Origin of the sequence: Leifsonia poae (assembly GCF_050632195.1) — a bacterium.
Lineage (GTDB): Bacteria > Actinomycetota > Actinomycetes > Actinomycetales > Microbacteriaceae > Leifsonia > Leifsonia poae_C.
Genome location: NZ_CP192580.1, coordinates 2,709,656 through 2,734,143 on the forward strand (window position 1 = coordinate 2,709,656; position 24,488 = coordinate 2,734,143).

The following is a 24,488-nucleotide window of genomic DNA, read 5'->3' on the forward strand; positions in this document are numbered from 1 at the left end:
GCCGTCGTTACCAGCCTCGGCGTCGGCGTCGACGGCGACGGCGACGGCGACGGCGGACGGCTCTCAGTCTTTGGAGGCGGCGACGAGCTGCACCCGCAACGAGTCCACACGGGTCGCGATGACATCGTCGCCGGCCCACCGTTGCGCGAGGCGCCCGAGCACAGCGTTCAACTCCTCTTGCGTGAGACCGAGGGATAGTTCGAGGCGCACGATCAGCTCCTCACCCGCGAGCCGGGCATCCGGATCCCCCGGGCGAAGCGCCACGTCGTGCACGCCCAGTTCGGAGCCGATCGAGCGGGTGAACGCGGTGAACACCTCCGGATCGCGATAGCTCGGGACCCACGGCTGGCTCTGCGCGATCGCCCAAAGCGCGGGTCGCCGGATGACGAACTCGGTCTCCGACGTCGGGTCGAGCACGACGAGCTCCGTCTCTTCGCTTGCCGCGGCGAGGGCAACCCTCGACCCATCGGCCGGAACGGGCCTGGCCAAGGGATTCCAGGCTTGCATTGCTGCGACGGACGAGAACACCGGCAGCACCTTGCGGCCATCGGGGCCCGCGACCGTGACGATCGCGAGCTCCTGGGACTTGTCGATCGTGTGCCCGTGTTCGTTCTCACCGCTCTCGCCCAGCTGAGCGACCAACGGGATCAGCAGGCGTGCCGTGCGCACCGCATCCACGACCGCCTCGGGGCCGACCTCGCCCGAGCGAAAAGCCGCGAGGGCGGCGAGGAGATGGGGCTGAGCGCTTCCGTCGTCGTCGCCGAACGTGTTCTCGTCGAACTGCCGCCCGGCCCACGGCTGACCGGCCGAGTCGGCTGCGAGCTGCGCAGCGAACCCGCTCAGCCGCGCCGACCCTTCGGCGCTCGGCCCGGGGCGCTGTGCACCTTCGGGATTGACGCCGTCGGGCGACCCACCGTCAGTTCCCTGCGACATCCAGCGCCTCGGGCAGCGTGAACGCGCCCGCATACAGCGCCTTGCCCACGATCGCCCCTTCGAGCCCGAGGTGGACCAGCTCGCGCAGCGCGGCGATGTCGTCGAGGCTGGCGATCCCGCCCGACGCGACGACCGGGCGAGCGGTACGGTCCATGATCTGGCGCAGCAGGTCGATGTTGGGCCCTCGCAGGGTGCCGTCCTTGGTGACGTCGGTCACGACGTAGCGGGCGCATCCGGCGTCCTCGAGGCGGTCGAGGACCGTCCAGAGGTCGCCGCCCTCCTGGGTCCACCCGCGCGCCGCGAGGGTCGTGCCGCGCACGTCCAGCCCGACGGCGATCGCCTCACCGTACTGGCCGATCACGTTCGCCGCCCACTCCGGATTCTCCAGCGCCGCGGTGCCCAGGTTGATGCGCTTGGCGCCGATGTCGAGCGCGGACTCGAGGGACTCGTCGTCGCGGATACCGCCCGACAGCTCCACATTCACGCCGCGCACCTGCTTGATCACCTTCTTGAGCAGACCGTGATTGTTGCCGCGTCCGAAGGCCGCGTCGAGGTCGACCAAGTGGATCCACTCGGCACCCTGGTCCGCCCACTCGGCGGCAGCGTCGATCGGGTCGCCGTAGTTCGTCTCCGACCCGGCCTCGCCCTGTGTCAGGCGAACGGCTTTGCCATCGGCCACGTCGACCGCGGGCAGCAGAACCAGCCGCGGGGTTTTGTTGAATTCGCTCATGTTTCTTCCTCGGATGGCCCGTCAAGCGCCGGTGAACGGCACAAGCACAGAAGCTTAGCGACAGCTCGCGATCAGAGCGTGCCGATCCAGTTGCGCAGCAGCTGGATGCCGGCCTGCCCCGACTTCTCGGGGTGGAACTGGGTAGCGCTCAACGGCCCGTTCTCCACCGCCGCGATGAATCTGCCGCCGTGCTGCGCCCACGTTACGCGCGGTTTCGGGAACGGTGGAACCACATCCAGAGTCCAGTCCTGGGCGGCGTAAGAGTGCACGAAGTAGAAGCGCTCGTCGTGGATGCCGTCGAACAGCACCGACTCCTCTGGAGCGTCGACCGTGTTCCAGCCCATGTGCGGAAGCACCTCGGCGTCGAGCCGGTCGATCTGTCCCGGCCATTCGCCGAGACCTTCGGTGTCTGCGCCGCGCTCCACGCCGCGCTCGAACAGCACCTGCATTCCCACGCAGATGCCAAGAACCGGACGGCCCCCGGCCAGTCGCCGGTCGATGATCTCGTCGCCTCGGGATGCGCGGAGCGCGTCGATCACGGCGCTGAACGCCCCGACGCCGGGCACCACCAACCCGGCGGCCTCGCGAGCGCGCGCACGGTCGCCCGTCAGTTCGACGTTGGCGCCCGCCGCTTCCAAGGCTTTGGCGGCCGAGTGCACGTTGCCCGACCCGTAGTCGTAGACGACCACATCCGGACGGCTCACAGTGCGCCCTTCGTGGAGGGGATGCCCGCGATGAGCGGGTCGAGCGCCTTCGCCTGGTGGAAGGCTCGCGCGAACGACTTGAACTCGGCTTCGGCGATGTGGTGCGGATCCCGGCCACCGAGCACGGTGATGTGCGTGGTGATCGCCGCATTGAAGGTGATCGCCTCGAAGACATGGCGCAGCATCGACCCGGTGAAGTGGCCGCCGATCAGGTGGAATTCGAAGCCCGCAGGCTCGCCGGTGTGCACGAGGTACGGGCGGCCGGAGATGTCGACGACCGCCTGCACGAGCGCCTCGTCGAGCGGGACCAGCGCATCCCCGTACCGAGAGATGCCGCGCTTGTCGCCGAGCGCCTTCTTGATCGCCTGACCGAGCACGATGCCGATGTCTTCGACCGTGTGGTGAACGTCGATGTGGGTGTCGCCGCTCGCTCGAACGCGCAGATCGGTGAGCGAGTGCTTGGCGAACGCCGTGAGCAGGTGATCGAAGAACGGCACCGATGTCTCGATGTCGGACTCTCCGCTCCCGTCGAGGTCGAGGCTCAGGTCGATGCTCGACTCGCTGGTCTCCCGCTGCAGTGTGGCCGTGCGATTGGTCATGACTGCGAGCTTACTGTCACGGAGTCGGCAGCTCCCGAGCCTGCCACAGAGGCACTTGTCCGGGCCTTGTCGGGACGCCCGAGGGATGCCAGCGCGGTGAGGAAAGCGGTCGTCTCCGCTTCGGTGCCGGCAGTCACCCGCAGGTGGCCAGGAATGCCGACATCGCGAATGAGAACGCCTTGTGCGAGCAGCGCCTCGAACACAGCGTTCGGATCGTCGACTCCGCCGAACAGAACGAAATTGCTGCCGCTGCGGTGCGGCTTGTACCCGAGTTCCGCGAGTTCCACGACGAGGCGATCGCGCTGATCCCGGATCTCGCCGACCATCGCGAGCATCTCGTCGGAGTGAGCGAGCGCGGCGACCGCGGCAGCCTGCGTGAGCGCGGAGAGGTGGTACGGCAGCCGGACGAGGCGAAGCGCATCCACCGCCGCAGGATCCGCCGCGAGATAGCCCACGCGCGCGCCCGCGAAGGCGAATGCCTTGCTCATCGTGCGGGACACCAGGAGCCTGGGCCGACCGGGCAGCAGTGTCAGTGCCGAGGGGGCGTCTTCGGGCATGAACTCGGCGTACGCCTCGTCGACCACGACCATCCCCCGAGCCGCGTCGTAAGCGGCTGCGATGGTCTCGATGGAGAGTGGGGTTCCAGTCGGATTGTTCGGCGCGCAAAGGATGACGATGTCGGGATCCAGACGTTTGATCTCGGCGGCAGCCGTCTCCGGCGAGAGCTCGAAGTCATCGTCACGACGGCCCGCCAGGTAACCCGTTCCGGCTCCTGCGGCGAGCAAGGGGTACATCGAGTACGTCGGCGCGAAGCCGAGCAGGCTGCGCCCGGGCCCGCCAAACGCCTGCAGGATCTGCTGGATGACCTCGTTCGACCCGTTCGCCGCCCAGAGGTTCTCGGGCGCAAGACCGTGCCCGAGGTAGTTCGCCAGGCTCTCCCGGAGTTCGGTGAACTCACGATCGGGATAGCGGTTGACCCCTCCGATCGCCTTCGCCACTCGCGCGACGATGTCCGCCGCGACGTCCTCGGGTACCGGATGCGTGTTCTCGTTCACGTTCAGGGCAACGGGCACGACCTTCTGGGGCGCACCGTACGGAGTCTTGCCCCGGAGGTCATCACGAATCGGCAGATCGGAGAGGGAAGTCACCTATTTATCGTAGAGCCCGTACCTGATCGGGGACTCCGTCGATGACGCCGAACGACGTGGACGCGGCCTCGCGGTGGTCGGACTCAGCGCTCGTACTGCGACGGGATGGCGATGCGCTGTCCCGGGGAGACGACGGCGGAATCGAGCTGGTTCAGCGACACGATGTCGGCGATCACCTCGCGAGGATCGGCACTCGGCGCGACCGATTCGGCGATGCTCCAGAGTGACTGACCCGACTCGACCGTGACGTAGTGGAACGTCACGTTGGCCTGGTCGTTGGTAGCGACCGCGCCACCGCCGTTGAGTGCGAAGACGAGCGCGCCGACCACGAGGGGAATGGCGGCCAGGGAGGTGAGGACCGCGCGACCGCGGCGTGTGAGACGCAAGCGCGTCGTTGCGCGCGGGGCGCTCGAGCTGCCTGCCGCGACGCTCGCCGAGGCGGCGAACGGTGCGGACGTGGTGTACGGCGACATCGTGACCGTTGCTGTGCTCATGGTCTTGACCTCCTAAGATTCCGCACCCGGTGCTTGGCCGGCAGTCCGGATGCGAAGCTGTGTTCCGAATATATCTTCGAATGTTCGAAACCACAACCACCATGGTTCGCCGAAAACATGGAACAAATTCGAGACACGCTCGAACATATGTTTGTTTTAGGCACCCATGCTGGATACAGTTTCGATTGTCTGGAGTTCACTCAACCAGGCACCACCGACATTCGGGCGAGCCGGATGCGTCAGGCGGGTCAAGAAGGGGACGACAGTGTCGAACGACAACCAGGCGGGGCGCGAACGCGGGGGCACTCGCCGGCGCAAGAACCTGAGCGAGAAGCAGCTCGCCATCCTCGATGTCATCAGCCGCTCGGTGAGCCAGCGGGGCTATCCGCCGAGCATGCGAGAGATCGGCGACGCGGTCGGCCTCTCCTCCCTGTCGAGCGTCACCCACCAGCTCAACCAGCTGGAGCTCAGCGGGTACCTGCGCCGTGACCCCAACCGGCCCCGTGCGCTCGAGATCCTCATCGACCTCCCGTCACCGGCCTCCGAGTCCACCGATTTCGAGAGTCAGATCCCTGTCGGCGACGCCGCGATGGTCCCCCTGGTCGGCCGCATCGCCGCCGGTGTGCCGATCACCGCCGAGCAGCAGGTGGAAGAGGTCTTCCCGCTCCCCGCCAGCTCGTCGGCAACGGCGAACTCTTCATGCTGAAGGTCGTCGGCGAGTCGATGATCGACGCCGCGATCTGCGACGGCGACTGGGTCGTCGTCCGCACGCAGAACACGGCCGAGAACGGTGACATCGTCGCCGCCATGCTCGACGAAGAGGCGACGGTCAAGGTCTTCCGTCAGCGCGACGGCCACACCTGGCTGCTGCCGCGCAACTCCAACTTCGAACCGATCCTCGGCGACTTCGCACAGGTTCTCGGCAAGGTCGTCGCGGTGCTCCGCGCCGTTTAAGGCGACCACCGAACCACATACCCGCGTACCGGGTCGGGCCGGCGTCAGGCCCAGCCGAGCTCCTGCAGCCGGGCATCGTCCAGCCCGAAGTAGTGCCCGATCTCATGCACGAGGGTGACGCGCACGCGAGCGCGAAGCTCGGTCAGGTCGGCGCTGGCTCCCGCCAGGTTGTTCTTGTAGAGCGTGATGCGGTCGGGCAGCTCGCCGAATCCGTAGAAGCCGCGTCCCGTGAGGGGATGCCCGCTGTACAGGCCGAACAGGCGCGGCCTCTCCCCCGGCGGCTGATCCGCGACGAGCACCGCTACGTTCTGGAGAGGTTCGACCATGTCGTCGGGCAGACCGTCGAAGACCTCGCCGACCATCGCTTCGAAGTCCTCATCCGAGATCACGACCATTCGGCCATCCTCTCGCATCGCCAGAGGATTCGCCCGCAGAACGACCACGGACGAGTCCCCTGAGAGCGAACCTGTTAAGCGGGCACGCCCGCCTTCGACCGCACGGCGCGCGTGGCCTCGAGGATGTTGCGGAGCGAGGCCACGGTCTCGTCGTAGCCGCGCGTCTTCAGACCGCAGTCCGGGTTGACCCAGAGCTGACGTCCCGGAATCGCACTCAGTGCCGTCTCGAGCAGCTCGGTCACCTCGGCGACCGACGGCACTCGCGGTGAGTGGATGTCGTAGACGCCCGGCCCGATCCCGTGTTCGAAGCCGGAGGTCTGGATGTCGTGAACGACCTCCATCCGGGACCGCGCGGCCTCGATGCTGGTGACGTCGGCGTCCAGGTTGCGGATCGCGTCGATCACCACACCGAACTCCGAGTAGCAGAGGTGCGTGTGGATCTGGGTCTCGTCCCGCACCCCTGCCGTCGCGAGGCGGAAGGAGCCGACAGACCAGTCGAGGTAGTCGGCGTGGTCAGCCTGCTTGAGCGGGAGCAACTCGCGAAGGGCCGGCTCATCGACCTGTACCACCCGGATTCCCGCGGCCTCCAGGTCCGCGATCTCGTCACGCAGTGCGAGTGCGACCTGCCTGGCCGTGTCACCGAGCGGCTGGTCGTCGCGAACGAACGACCACGCGAGGATGGTGACCGGGCCGGTGAGCATGCCCTTGACCGGCTTCTCGGTGAGGGTCTGCGTGTACGTCGACCAGTCGACCGTGATCGGCGCGGGACGCGACACGTCTCCCCACAGGATCGACGGTCGCGTACAGCGGCTGCCGTACGACTGGACCCAGCCGTTCTGCGTCACCGCGAAGCCGTCGAGGTTCTCGGCGAAGTACTGCACCATGTCGTTGCGCTCGGGCTCGCCGTGCACGATCACGTCGAGGCCGATCTCTTCCTGGAGGTCGACCACGCGCTTGATCTCCGCCTGCATCAGGCCGAGGTACTCCGCCTCTGTGATCACACCCTTCGCGAGCTGCGCGCGGGCGCGGCGGATGTCTCCGGTCTGCGGGAACGAGCCGATCGTCGTGGTGGGCAGGAAGGGAAGCCCGAGTGCCGCATCCTGAGCCGCCAGACGATCGGCGTACTCTCCGCGCGAGAAGTCAGCGGGTACGAGCGCTTCCGTACGGGCGCGCACAGCCGCGTCGCGGACGCCGGGTGCCGCGGCACGATCGGCGAGGGCGGCGGATGCTGCGCTCAGCTCCTCCTGAATCGCGTCGTGTCCGTCATCGAGTCCCCGTGCCAGCGTCGCGACCTGTGCCACCTTCTGGTCGGCGAACGCGAGCCAGCTCTTCAACTGGTCCGCAAGGGCCGGCTCGTCATCCACGTCGTGCGGAACGTGCAGCAGCGAAGTCGACGTCGAGACCGCCACGACAGGGCTGAGCGCCAGCAGTTCGGTGAGCTTGCCGAAAGCCGCCTCGAGGTCGCCACGCCAGATGTTGTGACCGTCGATCACGCCGCCGACGATCGTCTTGGTGGCGAGGCCGGATGCGGTCGCCGCGTCGAGCCCGGTCGGCACCGAACCGCGCACCAGGTCGAACGACAACGCCTCGACAGGAGACGCCGCGAGCACCGGAAGCGCGTCGTCGAGGCTGCCATACGGCGCTGCCACGAAGATGCCGGGCCGCCCATCGACCTCGCCCAGAGCCGCATACGTCGCCGCCACCGCATCCAGAACCGTCGAACGGTCCTCGTCGATGCTCTCGCTGACGAGCGCGGGCTCGTCGAGCTGGACCCACGGTGCACCGGCCGCCGCAAGGCGTGAGAGCAGCTCCTGATAGACCGGAATCAGGTCGCCGAGCCTCGTGAGAGGGCGGAACCCGTCAGGGGCCTCGTCGCTCGCCTTGCTCAGCAGCAGGAACGTGACCGGCCCGACGATGACCGGACGGGTGATGTAACCCGCTGCCTTCGCCTCCTCGAACTCACGCACGATCCGGTCGGAGGCGAGGCGGAAGCGGGTTTCCGGGCCGATCTCCGGCACCAGATAGTGGTAGTTGGAGTCGAACCACTTGGTCATCTCGAGCGGAGCGTTGTCGCCTTCGCCGCGCGCGATCGTGAAGTAGCCGGCGAGATCCACCGAGCCGGCCTCATCCGCCAGAGGTGCGAAGCGCGACGGGATGGCGCCAACCGTCACCGCGGCGTCGAGAACCTGGTCGTAGAAGCTGAAGCTCTCGGGGATGGATGCGTCGGTGCGGCCGAGGCCGAGATTCGCCAGGCGGTCTCGCGTGGTGGCTCGCAAGTCGGCCGCCGTCGCTTCGAGCTCTTCGGCGGTCGTCGTTCCGGCCCAGAAGCTCTCCACGGCCTTCTTGAGCTCGCGTCGGCGCCCGATACGCGGGTAGCCGATGATGGTGCCGGTCGGAAAGCCGGGACGAGTGGTGATGTCGGTCATGCTGGTTCCTTTTCGGTGGTGGTGCGAGAGGACGTCGTGGGGTTCGCGAAGGACAGGAGGTCGAGCCGGTCGAGCACATCGAGGACTGCCTCGTGCCGGTTGAACGTGTAGAGGTGGACGCCGGGTGCGCCGCCGTCGAGCAGCCGCCGAGCGAAGTCGGTCGCCCAGGCGATCCCGATCTCCCGCTGACCCTCCTCGGTCGGTTCGATCTCGAGCTGGATCGCGAGCTCACTGGGGAGGTCCTCTCCGCTGAGCTCGAGCATCCGTTTCAGTCGGGCCGGGCTCGTCACCGGCATGATGCCGGGCAGGATCGGGAAGAGCACGCCTGCCTCCCGGGCCCGCTGCGCGAAGCTCAGGTAGTCGTCGGGGTGGAAGAAGAGCTGCGTGATGCCCAGGTTGGCGCCGGCCGCCTGCTTGGCCAGCAACGTGTCGATGTCCTGGCTCACCGAGCGCGAATGCGGGTGGCCGTTCGGAAACGCGGCGACCGCGATCTGCACCCGTTCGCGCCCCGTGTCGACTTCGCGAGCGGCGGGCAAGCCCGGCACCGGCACCTCCTGATACGGCACGCGCTCCGCCTGCACCCGGTGGATGAGTTGCACGAGTTCTGCCGCGCTCCGCAGCTCGCCGAGGCCGTCGTCTCCCGCATCGCCCTCGGCGGGCGGATCGCCACGGACGGCGAGAAAGCGCCGGATGCCCGCATCCATGAACTCGCGGATCAGCCGGTTGGTCTCGGCGTGTGACGAGCCGACACAGGTGAGGTGCGCCATCGGGCTGACATCGGTGTTCTCGAGGATGTACCGCAACACGTCGAGCGATGACGTTCGCGACGACCCGTTCGCGCCATAGGTGACGGAGATGAACTCAGGATGCGCGGCCGCGAGCCGATCGATCGTCGCCGGCAAAGCGGCCGCGGTGACGGCGTTGCGGGGCGGATACAACTCGAAGGAGAACCGCGCGGTGGTACAGCTCATGGCGTCTATTCGTGGTCGATTCGGCTCAGGTGGTGGATGTCGACGACCGCCGCCCTGACTCGGCCGCGGTCGCCCCATGAGGGTCGTTCAACCCGGTGAAGGGGTTGTCGCGGGCGGGTGCCGGGCTCGGCTGTCGCACCACCGAGTCGGTCGCCCGCTTCGGTTGACTGAAAATCTAGCAACGAAGAAGGCCGGGCGGAACAGGCGCGTCATCATTCGACACACTCTGTTCCGCCCGGCCTTCGGGCGTTGCTCCTCGCTCAGTTCGCGGGCGTCACCGCGAACGACTCGAAGACCGACTCGAACTCCGGCTGGATCCGCGCGGTGACCCGCGTGCCGTCTTCGACGTACTCGGTCGACAGCACCCGTCCGCGCTCGTGCAGGGCCGAAATCAGATCGCCCCGGTCGTATGGGACGACCAGCTCGATCTCGATCGACGTGTCCGGCAGCAGCCGGGCGATCGCCGCGAGCACCTCGTCGATGCCCTCGCCGGTGCGAGCCGACGCGAAGATCGCTCCCGGCTCCAGCCCGCGCAGCACGAGCCGATCATCCGGGGAGATCAGGTCGGACTTGTTGAAGACCACGATCTCCGGCAGCTCGCGCGCGCCGACCTCGCCGATGACATCCCGCACCGTGGCGAGCTGGCTCGCCGGGTCGGGGTGGGATCCGTCGACGACGTGCACGATCACATCCGAGTCCGCGACCTCTTCCAGCGTCGAGCGGAAAGCCTCGACCAGCTGGTGCGGCAGGTTGCGCACGAACCCGACGGTGTCGGCGAGCGTGTACAACCGGCCATCGGCCGTGATCGACTTGCGCACCGTCGAGTCGAGGGTCGCGAACAGCGCGTTCTCGACGAGCACGCCCGCCTTCGTGATGCGGTTCAGGATGCTCGACTTGCCCGCGTTCGTGTAGCCCGCGATCGCGACAGACGGCACCGAGTTGCGGCGGCGGTTGGCCCGCTTGGCCTCCCGCGCCGGCTTGAAGCCGAGGATCTGCTTGCGCAGCTTCGCCATGCGGGTGTGGATGCGGCGGCGATCCAACTCGATCTTGGTCTCACCGGGTCCACGGGATCCCATTCCGGCTCCCGCGCCACCGACCTGACCACCCGCCTGCCGGGACATCGACTCACCCCAGCCGCGCAGTCGCGGCAGCAGGTACTCGAGCTGCGCGAGCTCGACCTGCGCCTTGCCTTCACGGCTCTTGGCGTGCTGGCTGAAGATGTCGAGGATGACGGCGGTGCGGTCGATCACCTTGACGCGCACGACGTCTTCGAGAGCACGTCGCTGGCTGGGTGCCAGCTCGGTGTCCGCGATGACGGTGTCCGCGCCGAGAGCGGCGACGACGCCGGCCAACTCCTGTGCCTTGCCCTTACCGAGGTAGGTGCTGGCGTCCGGATGCGGGCGGCGCTGCAGCAGGCCGTCGAGCACGACGGCGCCCGCGGTCTCGGCCAAGGCGGCGAGCTCTCGCATCGAGTTCTCAGCGTCCTGCAGCGAACCCTGCGAGTAGACGCCGATCAGCACGACATTCTCGAGTCGCAGCTGCCGGTACTCGACCTCGGTGACGTCTTCGAGCTCCGTCGACAGTCCCGCCACGCGACGCAGGGCGGCGCGTTCTTCGCGGTCGTACTGCTCGCCGTCGTGACCGGTGTCGTCGAGCGCGCTCGTCTGGAGCGCTTGCGCACCCCGTCCGAAGAGCGAGACACCCGCGTGGGTGTCCGCGTTCGCGAGAACCCGGGCAACGACGTCGACGTCGGTCGCCTGCGTTAGTTCTTCGCTTGTGTGTTCGTTCATCTGTGTGTCCTGAATCCGGCCAATAGTCTAGCGAGTTGGCCCTTGTCCTTTGGTGTCCTGTACGGTCCTCTTATGGCCAGCGGAGATCACTACTTTTCCTCGGCGCCCGAGAGCGAACTGAAGCTCCGGCCGATCACCGTCCGCCTTGCTGGACAGACGTACGATCTGACGACCGCGAACGGCATCTTCAGCCCCGAGCGCATCGATACGGGTACGAGAGTGCTCCTCGACCATGTCCCCTCCGCGCCGCCCGGTGGTCAGCTTCTGGACCTCGGATGCGGCTGGGGGCCTCTGGCTCTCACACTTGCTCTCGAATCCCCTCATTCGACCGTCTGGGCCGTTGATGTCAATACCCGAGCATTGGATGTGGTGCGCAGAAACGCGCAGAAGCTCGGTCTCACCAATGTAAACACATCTCTGCCCGATGATGTTCCCGATGAAGTTCTTTTCACGACCATCTGGTCGAATCCGCCGATCCGGGTGGGCAAGAACGAGCTGCACAACCTCCTGCAGAAGTGGATGCCCCGCCTCGAGCCCGGCTCGGATGCGTGGCTCGTCGTTCAGCGGAACCTCGGGTCAGACTCCCTGCACCGCTGGATGCAGACCACGTTCCCCGAACTGAACACCACACGTGCAGCGACCTCCAAGGGGTATCGCGTGCTTCGTGCCCGTCGCGGCGAAGACTGACCTGCCTCAGGCGAGTTCGAGCGTGCCCGTGTAGACGAGCTCGGCCGGCCCCGAGAGCGCGACGTGCTCGCCGTCCTCCGTCGGGAACATCCGCACGTTGACTGTGCCGCCCGGAACATCCACTCGCCACATGTTGGGCGCGCCTCGGCCGGCCCAGTAGCGTACGGCCAGCGCGGCCGCTGCCGTTCCGGTGCCACACGACAACGTCTCGCCGCTTCCGCGCTCGTGCACGCGCATCCGGATGCGCCCGACCCCGTCTTTCACCAGCGGGTCGCGCGGCACGACGAACTCCACGTTCGCGCCGTCTTCGGGCTCCGGCTCGATGTGCGGGATGTACGAGAGATCGGCAGCATCGAGTTCTGAGTCGTCGGCGACCGCGACCACGACGTGCGGGTTGCCCACGTCGATCCCGAGCCCCGGCCGTGCCACCGGAAGCTCCTTCGCTCGCACGAGCGGTTCACCTCCGTCGAGAGCCCACCGGCCGAGGTCCACCTGGAATCCGGTCAACGTGCGCTGCACATCCCGAACACCGCTGCGGGTGCCGATCGCGAGGGTGTCACCGTCCGCCAGCTCGACGAGGCCCGACTCGATCAGGTAGCGCACGTATACACGGATGCCGTTGCCGCACATCTCGGCGACGGAGCCGTCGGCGTTGTAGTAGTCCATGAACCACTCGGCGGTCTCGTCTTCGGCAAGCGCCTCGACGCCCTCCGGCAGATGCTTCGAGCGCACCGCGCGGATGATCCCGTCGGCGCCGACGCCGAAGTGCCGGTCGCAGATCTCGGCGATCTGGCTGGCGCTCAGGTCGATGAGACCGTCTGGGTCGGAGAACAGGACGAAGTCGTTTCCGGTGCCGTGGCCTTTGGTGAAGCTGAGCGTGATCGCCATGCTCACAGCCTATCGAGCGGCGCGGCGCCGAGAGCCGTGGTGCCGAGCGCCGGGTCGTCGTAGGCGAGCCAGTGGATGCCCGGGTAGCGCTTGAACCAGCTGACCTGTCGGCGTGCGTAGCGGCGGGTGAGTTGCTGCGTCTGCGCGATCGCGTCCGCCCGGGTGAGTTCGCCGCGCAGCTCCGCGAGGGCTTGGGCGTAGCCGATCGCACGGCTCGCGGTGACGCCGCGTTCGAGGCCGCGCGGGATGAGAGACTCGACCTCGTCGAGCAGGCCCCGCTCCCACATCCGCTCCACCCTCGCGTCGAGGCGCGCGGTCAGTTCCTCCCGCGGCGCGTTGAGCCCGAGCACCGTCACGGGACGCCACGGTACCGGCTCATCGGGCAGGGACGCGCTCACCGGTTCCCCGGTGAGCGCGACGACCTCGAGAGCCCGAACAAGGCGCCGACCGTTGCTCGAACCGATGTTCGCGGCGGCCGCCGGGTCGACCTGCAGCAGCCGTTGGTACAGGATGCCCGGACCGTGCGTCACGAGGTCGGCCTCCAGTTGCTCGCGCAGTACGGGGTCGGTTCCCGGAAACCGGAAGTCGAAGATCACGCTCGACACGTAGAGGCCGGAGCCTCCGACGAGGATCGGCACCGCCCCGCGATCCAGGATGTCCTCGATCGCGTCTCTCGCCTGGGGCTGGTACCGGGCCACAGTTGCTTCGTCGGTCACGTCCAGCACGTCGAATAAATGGTGCGGCACGCCGCGCCACTCGGATGGCGAGATCTTGGCGGTGCCGATGTCCATTCCGCGGTAGAGCTGCATCGCGTCCGCGTTGACGACCTCGGCCGAGCGGCCCTGGTCTCGGAGCCGCTCGGCGAGGGTCAACGAGAGGTCGGTCTTTCCTGTGCCGGTCGGACCGACGATGGCGATGATCTCGGTCAGCGCAGGCCATCCGTCGGGTCGTAGATCGGCATCGTCCCGACGCCCGGAGTGGTCAGGGGCTCGCCGACGCGGAGGGTCGGAAGTCCGAGCGAGACCCGGCCCTTGCCTGTCGCGCCGTCCGCTACCGGAACGGCGCACGACTCGGCTTCGGCACGGTCCCACGCGTCGCCCGCCCGGGTGCGACGGATGCGCAGCGGCGCCCCGTCCGCTGAGTCGGCGATCAGGTGGAATGGCGCCGCCTGTGTCACCGTCACGGTGACCACGTCGCCCGGCCGGGGAAGGTCCGAACCTGCAGGAACCTCGAAGTGCACGAGACGGCTGTCGTGGGCGCGACCGCTGAGGCGGTGTGTATCTGCGTCCTTGCGACCCTCGCCGTTGGCGACCAGCAGTTCGACCTCCCGGCCGATGACCTTCTGGTTCTCTTCGAGCGAGATGCGCTCCTGGAGCGCGATCAGCCGTTCGTAGCGCTCCTGGACGATCTCCTTGGGGACCTGGTCCTCCATGGTCGCCGCCGGCGTTCCCGGACGGATCGAGTACTGGAAGGTGAACGCGGTGGCGAATCGTGCCTTCTCAACGACGCGCAGAGTCTCTTGGAAGTCCTCTTCGGTCTCTCCCGGGAAGCCGACGATGATGTCGGTGCTGATCGCTGCATCCGGCATCTTGGCACGAACACGGTCGAGGATGCCGAGGAACTTCTCGGAGCGGTAGGAACGGCGCATGGCCTTCAGGATGCGGTCCGACCCCGACTGCAGCGGCATGTGCAGCTGCGGCATGACGGAGTCGGTCTCGGCCATCGCGTCGATCACGTCGTCGGTGAAGGCGGCCGGGTGTGGACTGGTGAACCGGATGCGCTCGAGCCCGTCGATCTCGCCGGCCGCGCGCAAGAGCTTGCCGAACGCCTGGCGGTCTCCGAACTCGACGCCGTAGGAGTTGACGTTCTGGCCGAGCAGTGTCACTTCGATCGCTCCGTCGTCGACGAGGGCCTGGATCTCGCTGAGGATCTCCCCGGGTCGACGGTCCTTCTCTTTGCCGCGCAGCGACGGGACGATGCAGAACGTGCAGGTGTTGTTGCAGCCGACCGAGATGGAGACCCAGCCGCTGTAGCTGGAGTCGCGCTTGGTCGGGAGTGTCGAGGGGAAGGTCTCGAGCGCTTCGAGGATCTCGATCTCGGCGGCGTCATTGTGACGTGCGCGTTCGAGGAGGCTCGGCAGGGACCCCATGTTGTGGGTTCCGAACACCACGTCGACCCAGGGCGCCTTCTCGAGGATGACGTTCTTGTCTTTCTGGGCGAGGCAGCCGCCGACGGCGATCTGCATGCCCTCGTGACGCTTCTTCACCGAGGCCAGATGTCCGAGGTTGCCGTAGAGCTTGTTGTCGGCGTTCTCGCGGACCGCGCAGGTGTTTATCACGACGATGTCGGCCTCGTCGCCGTTGGCGGGAACGTATCCGGCCGCCTCGAGCGAACCGCTCAGGCGCTCCGAGTCGTGCACGTTCATCTGGCAGCCGTAGGTGCGGACCTCGTAGGTGCGTGCCCGCCCGCTCGCGTCGACGGCCGCGGCCGACGGCTGAATGAGGGTGCGCTCTTCGGTGATGCTCATAGTGGCACTAGTTTACGTTCGCCCGGCTGCGCGTTCGACTCCGGCTGACGAGGCCGACTGTCGGCCCCGCCGCCGACGCTAGTGGCCGCCAACGTTACTGGAATCGCACCCCGCGCTTGCTTCGGGTCGCAAGGGCGGCATCCATCGCGTGACGGACGATCTCCGAGCTGTAGCCCTTGCGTGCGAGGAAGCCGTGGAGCCGACGCTTCGCGGTCTCGTCGTCGTAGCTCGAAAGCTGCCCAACGCGCTTGATGGCGAGCTCGGTCGCGCGGAGCTGCTCCTCGTCGTCTTCGATCTGATCCAGGGCTCGCTCGATGGCAGCAGGATCGACGTGTCGACGTTTGAGCTCTTGGGCGATGGCCGACCGGCTGAGACCCTTGCGTGAGTGCAGGCTGAAGACGAGCGAGTCGGCCAAGCCCTCCTCGTCGAGAAGGCCGGAGTCTTCGAGCCGATCGAGCTGTGCACTCGCGACGTCTGCGTCGATCTCGCGTTTGGCCAGGACCTGCTCCAGCTCCCACCGTGACATGCCGCGCCGTGCGAGCTGGGCGAGTGAGACGTTGGCAGCCCGTCTGGCCTGCTTCTCGGCCGACGACTCAGCCTTGTTCTGTCCGCGGCGTTCTCCGTCAGCCTCCGTGTCAGCCTCGGAGTCGAAGTCGGCGTCAGAACCCGAGACGGATCCACTCTCGTGCAGGCCGGGCACGGCCGGGAACGCGACTACTTTTCGCGCTGCCTGACGCGCGGACGGGTGATCGCTCATCCCTTCATCGCGCGATCGATCGGGACGGCTCCCCTGCGACGCGTCCGAGCGGCGGGCGCCACTCAGATACGTCACAGGAGCGAGGTGTTCCTCGGTCTCGGACTCAAACGCTGACTCCGCCCCGCGGGACGCCTCGTCCGGCGTCTCCGGCGGAAAGCTCACCACCATGCTCTCCCCTCCCAGTTCGAGCTCGATGCGAGCCCCCGAGCTCAATGCGAGCCCCCGAGCTCGATGCGAGCCCTACGCCCCCTTTCGAGCCTGCAGCTTCTCTTCGATGGACCCGACGTTGTCGACCGGTGCTGCGACCGCATTCGGGTCGGCGTGGATGCCGAGTTTGACGAGGATCTTGTTCTCGATCTCTGCTGCGATGTCGGGGTTGGAGATCAGGAAGTTACGCGAGTTCTCCTTGCCCTGGCCGAGCTGATCGCCCTCGTAGGTGTACCACGCACCCGACTTCTTGACGATCGCGTGCTCGACACCGAAGTCGAGCAAGCTTCCCTCGCGGGAGATGCCGACGCCGTAGAGGATGTCGAACTCGGCCTGCTTGAAGGGCGGAGCCATCTTGTTCTTGACGACCTTGACGCGGGTGCGGTTGCCGACCGCGTCGGTGCCGTCTTTCAGCGTCTCGATGCGGCGGATGTCGAGGCGCACCGAGGCGTAGAACTTGAGCGCCTTTCCACCGGCGGTGGTCTCGGGGCTTCCGAAGAAGACACCGATCTTCTCGCGCAACTGGTTGATGAAGATCATGGTGGTGTTGGTCTGGCTGAGCCCACCGGTGAGCTTGCGTAGGGCCTGGGACATGAGGCGGGCCTGAAGACCGACGTGCGAGTCACCCATCTCGCCCTCGATCTCTGCGCGGGGCACGAGTGCTGCCACGGAGTCGATGACGATGAGGTCGATGGAACCGCTTCGCACGAGCATGTCGGCGATCTCGAGCGCCTGCTCACCCGTGTCGGGCTGCGAGACGAGGAGGGCATCGATGTCGACGCCGAGCTTGCGGGCGTACTCAGGGTCGAGCGCGTGCTCGGCGTCGATGAAGGCCGCGATTCCGCCGGCGCGCTGCGCGTTGGCGATCGCGTGCAGGGTCAGCGTGGTCTTACCCGATGACTCCGGCCCGTAGATCTCGACGATGCGGCCGCGCGGGAGTCCCCCGATGCCGAGCGCGACATCGAGTGCGATCGATCCGGTGGGAACGACCTCGACGGGCGCTCGCTCGTCGCTGCCCAGTCGCATGACCGAGCCCTTGCCAAACTGGCGGTCGATCTGCGCAAGCGCAGTCTCGAGAGCCTTCTCACGATCGGCGGCTGATGGCATTGCGGTTCTCCTTCTTCGGCTTCGCTAACGAGATCGACTGTACGCGTGAGCACTGACACTCGACGCGGGCGAAACGGCTTCTGTGGATAACCCGTTTTCGATTGCCGTTGTGGAGGAGCCTAGCAACATCCGAACATACCTTCGAGTGCGCCGATGCGGCGTGTCGCGACTTACAAGACCCGATCAGCGCTTGGGCGCGGGCTTGCCCGCGCCGTACCAGTGCGACTGCGGAACGCCCATCTCGCGGCAGAGCGCCAGCCAGACCTCGCGGGTCGGAACACCCGCTTCGATCGCCTGGAACGCCGTACGACCGCCGAGTTCGCCGAGCACGAGATCGGACGCCAGCGATTTGCCGTACTGGCTGCCGAACTCGTCGACGAGCGCGCGCTGGAACTCACTCAACTTCATGGATCCATCCTAAGAACCGGTGCTGACACTGATGAGCACGTGCCGTGCCGAGACCAACAAAAAACGCCCCGGAGCATCCGGAGCGTTCGTTGTCGTTCTCTCTAGCGAGTGACGAGGTCCGCATCCATGGCGGCCACGAACTCGTCGGGGATCGTGTCGGGGATGATGGGCTCGATGCCTTCGAGCACGGCGAGCCGGTCGCCGACCTCGCGCATGATGACCGAGATGGGCGTGTCGAGCGCATCTGCGACCGACGCGAGGATCTCGGACGAGGCCTCTTTCTGGCCACGCTCCACCTCGCTGAGGTAACCCAGGGCCACACTGGCCTTGCTGGCTACCTGACGGAGCGTGCGCCCCTTCTGCAGGCGGAAGTCCCTGAGCACGTCGCCGATTTCCTGACGTACAAGAATCATTGGAGCCTCCTTTTCAACCCTGCCGCTGTGTCGACCTTCGATTCGGGATGCCAACACTACACGCATCCATGATCTAACGATAATGACGACGACTGGGCTTTTCTTGTGAATGCGCTAGATGTAACAGACCCGAAACAGGGGGTATTCCCGCGCGTTACATCGGGTCGGATGACGGGTCGATTCCGAGGTCCAGGGCGAGTTCCCGAACAGCGCTTTCGATCACTCGGCGCCGAATCTCTTCGCGAGAGCCTGAGAGCCGAAGTTCAACGACCCGGGCGGAGTCCGCAGTCGCGAGCCCCACGAAGACCGTCCCCACGGCTCGTCCGCCCTGAGGATCAGGACCCGCGACACCCGTCGTCGAGACGCCGAAGTCGGCCGGCCTGCCGTCGACCGCGAGCTTCTCGCGCACGCCCTGGGCCAGTTGGCGGGCGACCTCGGGATGCACGGGACCTTCCGCGTCGAGCAGCTCCGCGTCGACGCCGAGCAGCGAGTGCTTGAGCGCGGTGGAGTACACGACTGCTCCCCCGAGCACCGGGGCGGAGGCTCCAGGGATGCGCGTGAGCTCGGCCGTCAGGCCGCCCCGGTCAGCGACTCGGCTGCGGCGATGGTCAGCCCTCGGTCCGCGAGGTGTGCGATGACCCGTGCGGTGAGATCAGGCGACGGCACGCCGGGCACGACGTCCCTTCCAGGCCTGCCACAGGTAGTCGAAACCCGTGAACACCGTCAGGATGACCGCGACGGTCATCACGATTCCGTTGACCCAATACACCCAGTCGCCGAAGATCGTCCAGAGCGGGAAGAGCGCGAGACTGATGGCGACCGACTGCACGATCGTCTTCAGCTTGCCACCACGAGAGGCAGCGATCACGCCCTGCCGGATGACGACGAAGCGATAGATCGTGATCCCGATCTCGCGCACCAGGATGACGATGGTCACCCACCAGGGCAGCTCGCCCAGGATCGAGAGCGCGATGAGCGCTCCGCCCGTGAGCACCTTGTCAGCGATCGGGTCGAGCAGTTTGCCCAGCTCGGTCACGAGGTTGTTGCGGCGGGCGATCGCGCCGTCGACGCCATCGGTGGCGATGGCCAGCACGAAGAGCACGGCAGCGGCCCACCGCAGCCAGCCGTCGTCGCCGGCATCGGCGAGCAGCATCCAGATGAACAGCGGGGCGAGCAGGATGCGCACGACGGTGATGATGTTCGGCACGTTCCAGTTGCTCGCGCGAGGCGTACTGCCCCCGGTCGTGGCCGGCGGGGGCGTGTCGGGCACCGACATGCGATCTACTCCCTGTCGGTCAGCTGCCAGGCGTCTTCGTTCGAGTCGCCTTCCACCTCAGGATAGCCCTCGGTCATGCGGGCGACAGGGTCTCCCCGTACTGGTCCTCGTCGGCGTTGCCCCTGTTCGGTGTCGCCGCCGCGGGTGCGGAGTCTTCGCCGCGCAACTTCGCGAGAACGGACGGGAGCTGCTCGGCCGTAGCCAGCACATCCCTCGCCTTCGAACCCTCGGACGGGCCGACGATCTCCCGCGACTCGAGCAGGTCCATCAGGCGTCCGGCTTTGGCGAAGCCGACGCGGAGCTTGCGCTGCAGCATCGAGGTCGAGCCGAACTGCGTGGAGACGACCAGCTCGGCGGCAGCGAGGAGCAGCTCGAGGTCGTCACCGATGTCGGAGTCGATCTGCTTGCGCTCGGCCGGTGCCGCCACATCCTGCCGGTACTCCGGCCTGGCCTGTCGGGTCACGTGATCGACGACCTTCTGGATCTCGGCTTCGTTGACCCACGCGCCCTGGACGCGAACAGCCTTCGACGCGCCCATCGGCAGGAAGAGGCCGTCGCCCTGTCCGATCAGCTTGTCGGCGCCGGGCTGGTCGAGGATGACGCGGGAGTCGGTGACGCTCGTCACGGCGAATGCGAGCCGAGACGGCACATTGGCCTTGATCAGACCGGTCACGACATCGACCGACGGCCGCTGGGTGGCGAGCACGAGGTGGATTCCGGATGCTCGTGCGAGCTGGGTGATGCGCACGATCGAGTCCTCGACGTCACGCGGCGCGACCATCATCAGGTCGGCGAGCTCGTCGACCACGACGAGCAGATACGGATACGGCTTCAGTTTGCGCTCGCTGCCCGCCGGAAGCACGATCTCGTTGTTCACGACGGCCTTGTTGAAGTCGTCGATGTGGCGGAAGCCGAAGCTCGCCAGGTCGTCGTACCGCATGTCCATCTCTTTCACGACCCACTGCAGCGCTTCGGCCGCTTTCTTCGGGCTCGTGAGGATGGGGGTGATCAGATGCGGCACACCTGCGTAGATGGTCAGCTCGACGCGCTTCGGGTCGATCAGCACCATGCGCACGTCGGACGGCTTCGCCCGCATCAGGAGGCTCGTGATCATCGAGTTCACGAAACTCGACTTACCCGACCCGGTCGAGCCCGCGACGAGGAGGTGGGGCATCTTCGCGAGGTTCGCGACGACGAATCCGCCGCCGACGTCTTTGCCGACGCCGATCGTCATGGGGTGCACGCTCTTCACCGAGGCCGACGACCGCAGCACATCACCGAGCGAGACGATCTCGCGATCGGTGTTCGGGATCTCCACGCCGATCGCGCTCCTGCCCGGGATGGGCGACAGGATGCGCACCTCGTTGCTGGCCACGGCGTACGAGAGGTTCTTGCTCAACGCCGTCACCCGCTCGACCTTCACGCCGGGGCCGAGCTCGATCTCGTACTGCGTGACCGTCGGTCCGCGCGAGTATCCGGTGACCTTCGCATCCACGCCGAACTGGTCGAGCACCTCGGTGATCGCCTTCACGATGTCTTCGTTGGCACCGGAACGGACCTTGGCGGGCGTGCCCGCGGAGAGCATCGTGGCGGCAGGCAGACGGTACGGCGCGGCGGGCTCGTCGACGGTGGGCGGCGTGGCCGCCGACTCGTCGAACTCAGGGACGCCCGCAGAGAATCCAGGGAGGACCGCGGGCGCACCGGATGCGACACCATCCGACTGCAGGCCGGTGGGGTGGGCGCCGCCCAGGGCGACCTCGCCCGTGAAGCGTTTGACCGCATCCTCGGCCAGAGCGAGCTCGCTCAGCACCTCGGTGTTGTAGTGATCGCTCGACGGATCGGGCTCGAGCGCGCTCGCGAACTCGCCCTTGCCCTGCCCGGCATCACCGAAGACCTCGGTGAGACCGTCGACGATGACGGGCGAGTCGTACGCGGGATCCTCCTCCCGCTGCGACTTGTTGCGGCGCCACCAGGGAGGTTTCCGTCGTCGACCGGCTCGTCGTCGACGCCGTCGAGCTCGACCTGGGCCGTCTTCGCCTCTTTGGCGGCCTGGCGTTCCTCTTCGGTGGCCAGCTGTGCACCGAAGAGATACGCATAGAGCTCGCGCACGCGAACGCCCACTTTGTTCGGCGGAGTCTTGGTGATGATGAAGAGGCTGAGCAGGAGCAGGACGATGATGACCGCCCCCGCGCCGTACGGGGTGATGATGAGAGACAGGGGCGCCGCGAGCAGCCAGCCGAGCACTCCGCCTGCCTCGGCGAGTTTCGCCGTTCCGTCGCTGGGAGAAGGATGGCCGCTGAAGAGGTGGCAGAGTCCAGAGACCGTCAGCAGCAGGATCGAGAGCCCGATCCCGATGCGTGTGTTGTCGTGCACGGAACTCGGATGCCGGAACAGCCAGGCTGCGAAGAACACCATGACCACCGGCAGTGCGAACGCGACCCGGCCGAACAGCAGGCCGAACGTCCATGCGTCGAGCGTGCGTGCAACCTGGTCGTTGAGCAGGAACCACTCGACGATCGCGCCGGCGATCGCCAGCAGGACGAGGAAGAAGGGAAGCCGTCGCGGCGCTCCTCCTTCTCGAACTTCTCGGGCCCGAGGGCACGGAAGGCCGCGCCGGTGAGATGGGCAAGGCCCATCCATGCCTTGACGAAGGGGTTCTTTCCCGAGCCGGCCGCCGGGTAGGCCACCGTCTTCTGGGTTGCCGTCTTGGTGGCCGGCTTACGCGCGGTCGACCCACCGCGGCCGGAGGTGTTCCGGGCGCGCGATGTCGACTTGGTGCTCGTAGCCATGGATACACGCTACTTCGAGCCCCCGGCATCGCGTGGTTACCGCGCTGGGTTGTGGAAAATCAGTGGACGGCGCGCACCATCGTGTCGGAGTTCTCCCCCGACTCGACGGTGACGTAGCCCTCGCTTATGTAGAGGCGCTGGGCGAAGTTCGCGCGCTCGACGCTCAGACTCACCCGCGCATGGCCGGCGAGCGCCGCCTGTCGGGCGACCGCCTGAAGCAGCGCCCGGCCGACGCCGCGTGCGCGCCACTGCGTGTTCACCCCGAGTGTGAGCTCGGGGACGCCGGACGCGACGAAACCGTAGCCCGGAGCGTTGGCGGGGAACAGTCGTCCCCAGCACGCTCCGATCGGAACACCGTTCTGGTCCTCGGCTACGGAACCGAAGTCACCCGGCCGCAGCCAGCCGGCGATGTAGCGGGTGACCTTCGGATCCTCCAGCACCGCGATGCGGGGGCGCGAGGTAGCCACGTTCCAGTTCGACGCCTCCACGAGCATGTCGCTGAGAAAACGCGCATCCTCGCTCGTCGCCGCACGGATCTGGAACGCGTTCATGCCGAAACGTTACCGGATCGGGTGTTTCGCGCGTATTTCACTGCGGAGGCGATCACGCCTCGATCACGAGGGGGACGATCATCGGGCGACGCCGATAGCTCGTGTTGACCCAGCGACCGACCGTGCGGCGCACGACCTGCGAGAGCGCGTGCGAGTCGCGGACGCCGTTGTGTGCCGCATCCGCGAGCGCCGCAGCGATCTTCGGCTTGACGGCGTCGAACACGGCGTCGTCCTCAGCGAATCCGCGGGCGTGGATCTCGGGGCCGGTGACGATGCGCCCGGTGGCGGCCTCGACGACGACGATGATCGAGATGAAGCCCTCTTCACCGAGAATGCGGCGGTCCTTGAGGTCTGCATCCGTGATCTCGCCGACACTCGAGCCGTCGACGTAGACGAACCCGAGGTCAAGCTGGCCGACGACCCGGGCGACGCCGCCGCGCAGGTCGATGACCGTTCCGTCTTCGGCGAGAATCGTGTTCTCCACCGGAACGCCGGTGTCGATCGCCAGCTTGGCGTTCGCGACGAGGTGCCGGTACTCGCCGTGCACGGGCATCACGTTCTTGGGCTTCAGGATGTTGTAGCAGTAGAGCAGTTCGCCTGCGGCGGCGTGCCCCGAGACGTGCACCTTCGCGTTGCCCTTGTGCACGACGTTCGCACCCAGCTTGGTGAGGCCGTCGATCACCCGGTAGACCGCGTTCTCGTTACCCGGGATGAGGCTGGAGGCGAGGATGACGGTGTCGCCAGGTCCCACCTCGATCTGGTGGTCGAGGTTGGCCATTCGGGCGAGCACGGCCATCGGCTCTCCCTGCGAACCGGTCGACATGTAGACGATCTCGTCGTCGGGCAGGTCGGCGGCCTTCTTGTAGTCGATCAGCACGCCCTCGGGCACCTTGAGATAGCCGAGGTCGGCGGCGATGCCCATGTTGCGCACCATCGAGCGACCGAGCAGGGCGACGCGACGGCCGTTGACGTGGGCCGCATCCAGAACCTGTTGCACGCGGTGCACGTGGCTGGAGAAGCTGGCGACGATCACTCGGCGCGGAGCGCGGGCGATCACGTTGTCGAGAACCGGTCCGATCGAGCGCTCCAGCGGGGTGAACCCGGGAACGTCCGCGTTGGTCGAGTCGGCCAGGAACAGGTCGACTCCCTTCTCGCCGAGCCGCGCGAACGCGCGAAGGTCGGTGAGCCGGTTGTCGAGCGGGAGCTGATCCATCTTGAAGTCGCCCGTGTGCAGCACGACGCCGGCGGGCGTGGTGATCGCGACGGCGAGCGCATCCGGAATCGAGTGGTTGACCGCGACGAATTCGAGGTCGAAAGGACCGAGCTTCTCGGTCTGCCCCTCTTTCACAGTGAGGCTGTACGGCTGGATGCGGTGCTCCTTGAGCTTCGCCTCGACCAGGGCCAGGGTGAGCCCCGAGCCGATCAGAGGGATGTCCGCTCGCAGCTTGAGCAGGTACGGCACCGCGCCGATGTGGTCTTCGTGACCGTGCGTGAGCACCACGCCGACGATGTCGTCAAGGCGGTCTCGCACCGGCGCGAAGTCGGGGAGGATCAGGTCGACACCCGGCTGGTTCTCTTCGGGGAAGAGCACTCCGCAGTCGACGATGAGGATCTTGCCCTCATACTCGAACACGGTCATGTTGCGGCCGATCTCACCGAGACCGCCCGTGGGGATGATCCGCAGGGTGCCCGGTTCGAGGGCGGGCGGATCGGAGACGAGGTTGGGCATGTGCC

Annotated in this window: 22 protein-coding genes and 2 pseudogenes; 2 read left to right on the top strand and 22 right to left on the bottom strand. The window is 66.9% G+C overall.

The genetic code is table 11. The features are described 5' to 3' along the window. Window positions 1-63: 63 nt before the first annotated feature. The 6 genes from ACQ86A_RS13710 to ACQ86A_RS13735 form a co-directional block, all read right to left on the bottom strand. Window positions 64-933 carry an SseB family protein gene (locus tag ACQ86A_RS13710; RefSeq protein WP_431277550.1) on the bottom strand — a complete coding sequence of 290 codons (870 nt, stop codon included), beginning with the start codon at window positions 931-933 and terminating at the stop codon, window positions 64-66. Continuing rightward, window positions 917-1,663 carry a bifunctional 1-(5-phosphoribosyl)-5-((5-phosphoribosylamino)methylideneamino)imidazole-4-carboxamide isomerase/phosphoribosylanthranilate isomerase PriA gene (gene priA, locus ACQ86A_RS13715; protein ID WP_431277551.1) on the bottom strand — a complete coding sequence of 249 codons (747 nt, stop codon included), beginning with the start codon at window positions 1,661-1,663 and terminating at the stop codon, window positions 917-919. Before priA ends, ACQ86A_RS13710 begins: the two co-directional genes overlap by 17 nt. A gap of 71 nt (window positions 1,664-1,734) precedes the next feature. Further along, window positions 1,735-2,367, bottom strand: a complete 633-nt coding sequence (hisH, locus tag ACQ86A_RS13720; RefSeq protein ID WP_431277552.1) for an imidazole glycerol phosphate synthase subunit HisH — start codon at window positions 2,365-2,367, stop codon at window positions 1,735-1,737. Further along, window positions 2,364-2,966: an imidazoleglycerol-phosphate dehydratase HisB gene (gene hisB / locus ACQ86A_RS13725; RefSeq protein WP_431277553.1), complete on the bottom strand. Its 603-nt coding sequence runs from the start codon at window positions 2,964-2,966 to the stop codon at window positions 2,364-2,366. Before hisB ends, hisH begins: the two co-directional genes overlap by 4 nt. Continuing rightward, a complete protein-coding gene (locus ACQ86A_RS13730) occupies window positions 2,963-4,114 on the bottom strand; it encodes a histidinol-phosphate transaminase (RefSeq protein ID WP_431277554.1) in 1,152 nt (383 codons plus the stop codon). The genes hisB and ACQ86A_RS13730 overlap by 4 nt, the downstream gene beginning before the upstream one ends. An 83-nt stretch (window positions 4,115-4,197) precedes the next feature. Further along, entirely contained in the window at window positions 4,198-4,608 is a 411-nt protein-coding gene (locus tag ACQ86A_RS13735; protein ID WP_431277555.1) for a LysM peptidoglycan-binding domain-containing protein, read from the bottom strand. A gap of 265 nt (window positions 4,609-4,873) precedes the next feature. Between ACQ86A_RS13735 and lexA the strand changes: the two are divergent. After that, window positions 4,874-5,562, top strand: a pseudogene (gene lexA / locus ACQ86A_RS13740) (transcriptional repressor LexA). A gap of 44 nt (window positions 5,563-5,606) precedes the next feature. Here the strand turns inward: lexA and ACQ86A_RS13745 are convergent. From ACQ86A_RS13745 to hflX, 4 genes are all read right to left on the bottom strand, one after another. Further along, complete coding sequence (locus tag ACQ86A_RS13745) at window positions 5,607-5,957, bottom strand: metallopeptidase family protein (RefSeq protein WP_431277556.1); 351 nt, start codon at window positions 5,955-5,957, stop codon at window positions 5,607-5,609. A gap of 74 nt (window positions 5,958-6,031) precedes the next feature. Beyond that, window positions 6,032-8,383, bottom strand: a complete 2,352-nt coding sequence (metE, locus tag ACQ86A_RS13750) for a 5-methyltetrahydropteroyltriglutamate--homocysteine S-methyltransferase (protein ID WP_431277557.1) — start codon at window positions 8,381-8,383, stop codon at window positions 6,032-6,034. After that, complete coding sequence (locus tag ACQ86A_RS13755; RefSeq protein WP_431277558.1) at window positions 8,380-9,354, bottom strand: methylenetetrahydrofolate reductase; 975 nt, start codon at window positions 9,352-9,354, stop codon at window positions 8,380-8,382. Before ACQ86A_RS13755 ends, metE begins: the two co-directional genes overlap by 4 nt. Before the next feature lie 260 nt (window positions 9,355-9,614). Then, the gene (hflX, locus tag ACQ86A_RS13760; protein WP_431277559.1) at window positions 9,615-11,144 is read right to left on the bottom strand and encodes a GTPase HflX; all 1,530 of its coding nucleotides are present in this window, start codon (window positions 11,142-11,144) and stop codon (window positions 9,615-9,617) included. A gap of 72 nt (window positions 11,145-11,216) precedes the next feature. On the opposite strand from hflX, the gene ACQ86A_RS13765 reads away from it, so the two are divergent. Continuing rightward, window positions 11,217-11,831, top strand: coding sequence for a class I SAM-dependent methyltransferase (locus ACQ86A_RS13765; protein WP_431277560.1), 615 nt, complete (start codon window positions 11,217-11,219; stop codon window positions 11,829-11,831). Window positions 11,832-11,837: 6 nt separating this feature from the next. Here the strand turns inward: ACQ86A_RS13765 and dapF are convergent, their stop codons facing one another. From dapF to ACQ86A_RS13825, 12 genes and pseudogenes are all read right to left on the bottom strand, one after another. Then, window positions 11,838-12,719: a diaminopimelate epimerase gene (gene dapF / locus ACQ86A_RS13770; protein WP_431277561.1), complete on the bottom strand. Its 882-nt coding sequence runs from the start codon at window positions 12,717-12,719 to the stop codon at window positions 11,838-11,840. A 2-nt stretch (window positions 12,720-12,721) separates the two neighbouring features. Further along, window positions 12,722-13,648: a tRNA (adenosine(37)-N6)-dimethylallyltransferase MiaA gene (gene miaA, locus ACQ86A_RS13775; RefSeq protein WP_431280449.1), complete on the bottom strand. Its 927-nt coding sequence runs from the start codon at window positions 13,646-13,648 to the stop codon at window positions 12,722-12,724. Next, on the bottom strand, window positions 13,645-15,246 hold the full coding sequence (gene miaB, locus ACQ86A_RS13780) for a tRNA (N6-isopentenyl adenosine(37)-C2)-methylthiotransferase MiaB (RefSeq protein ID WP_431277562.1): 1,602 nt from the start codon (window positions 15,244-15,246) through the stop codon (window positions 13,645-13,647). Before miaB ends, miaA begins: the two co-directional genes overlap by 4 nt. Before the next feature lie 94 nt (window positions 15,247-15,340). Further along, window positions 15,341-16,003, bottom strand: a complete 663-nt coding sequence (locus ACQ86A_RS13785) for a regulatory protein RecX (RefSeq protein WP_431277563.1) — start codon at window positions 16,001-16,003, stop codon at window positions 15,341-15,343. A 240-nt stretch (window positions 16,004-16,243) separates the two neighbouring features. Further along, a complete protein-coding gene (gene recA, locus ACQ86A_RS13790; protein ID WP_431277564.1) occupies window positions 16,244-17,317 on the bottom strand; it encodes a recombinase RecA in 1,074 nt (357 codons plus the stop codon). Window positions 17,318-17,500: 183 nt separating this feature from the next. Further along, window positions 17,501-17,725, bottom strand: coding sequence for a DUF3046 domain-containing protein (locus ACQ86A_RS13795; RefSeq protein WP_431277565.1), 225 nt, complete (start codon window positions 17,723-17,725; stop codon window positions 17,501-17,503). 101 nt (window positions 17,726-17,826) lie between these two features. Continuing rightward, complete coding sequence (locus ACQ86A_RS13800) at window positions 17,827-18,138, bottom strand: helix-turn-helix domain-containing protein (RefSeq protein ID WP_163290993.1); 312 nt, start codon at window positions 18,136-18,138, stop codon at window positions 17,827-17,829. Window positions 18,139-18,292: 154 nt separating this feature from the next. Beyond that, on the bottom strand, window positions 18,293-18,670 hold the full coding sequence (locus ACQ86A_RS13805) for a CinA family protein (protein ID WP_431277566.1): 378 nt from the start codon (window positions 18,668-18,670) through the stop codon (window positions 18,293-18,295). Window positions 18,671-18,790: 120 nt separating this feature from the next. Then, a complete protein-coding gene (gene pgsA / locus ACQ86A_RS13810) occupies window positions 18,791-19,414 on the bottom strand; it encodes a CDP-diacylglycerol--glycerol-3-phosphate 3-phosphatidyltransferase (RefSeq protein ID WP_431277567.1) in 624 nt (207 codons plus the stop codon). 5 nt (window positions 19,415-19,419) lie between these two features. After that, window positions 19,420-22,203, bottom strand: a pseudogene (locus ACQ86A_RS13815) (DNA translocase FtsK 4TM domain-containing protein). 59 nt (window positions 22,204-22,262) lie between these two features. Next, window positions 22,263-22,754: a GNAT family N-acetyltransferase gene (locus tag ACQ86A_RS13820; protein ID WP_431277568.1), complete on the bottom strand. Its 492-nt coding sequence runs from the start codon at window positions 22,752-22,754 to the stop codon at window positions 22,263-22,265. Window positions 22,755-22,806: 52 nt separating this feature from the next. Further along, window positions 22,807-24,483: a ribonuclease J gene (locus ACQ86A_RS13825; protein WP_431277569.1), complete on the bottom strand. Its 1,677-nt coding sequence runs from the start codon at window positions 24,481-24,483 to the stop codon at window positions 22,807-22,809. Window positions 24,484-24,488: the final 5 nt, after the last annotated feature.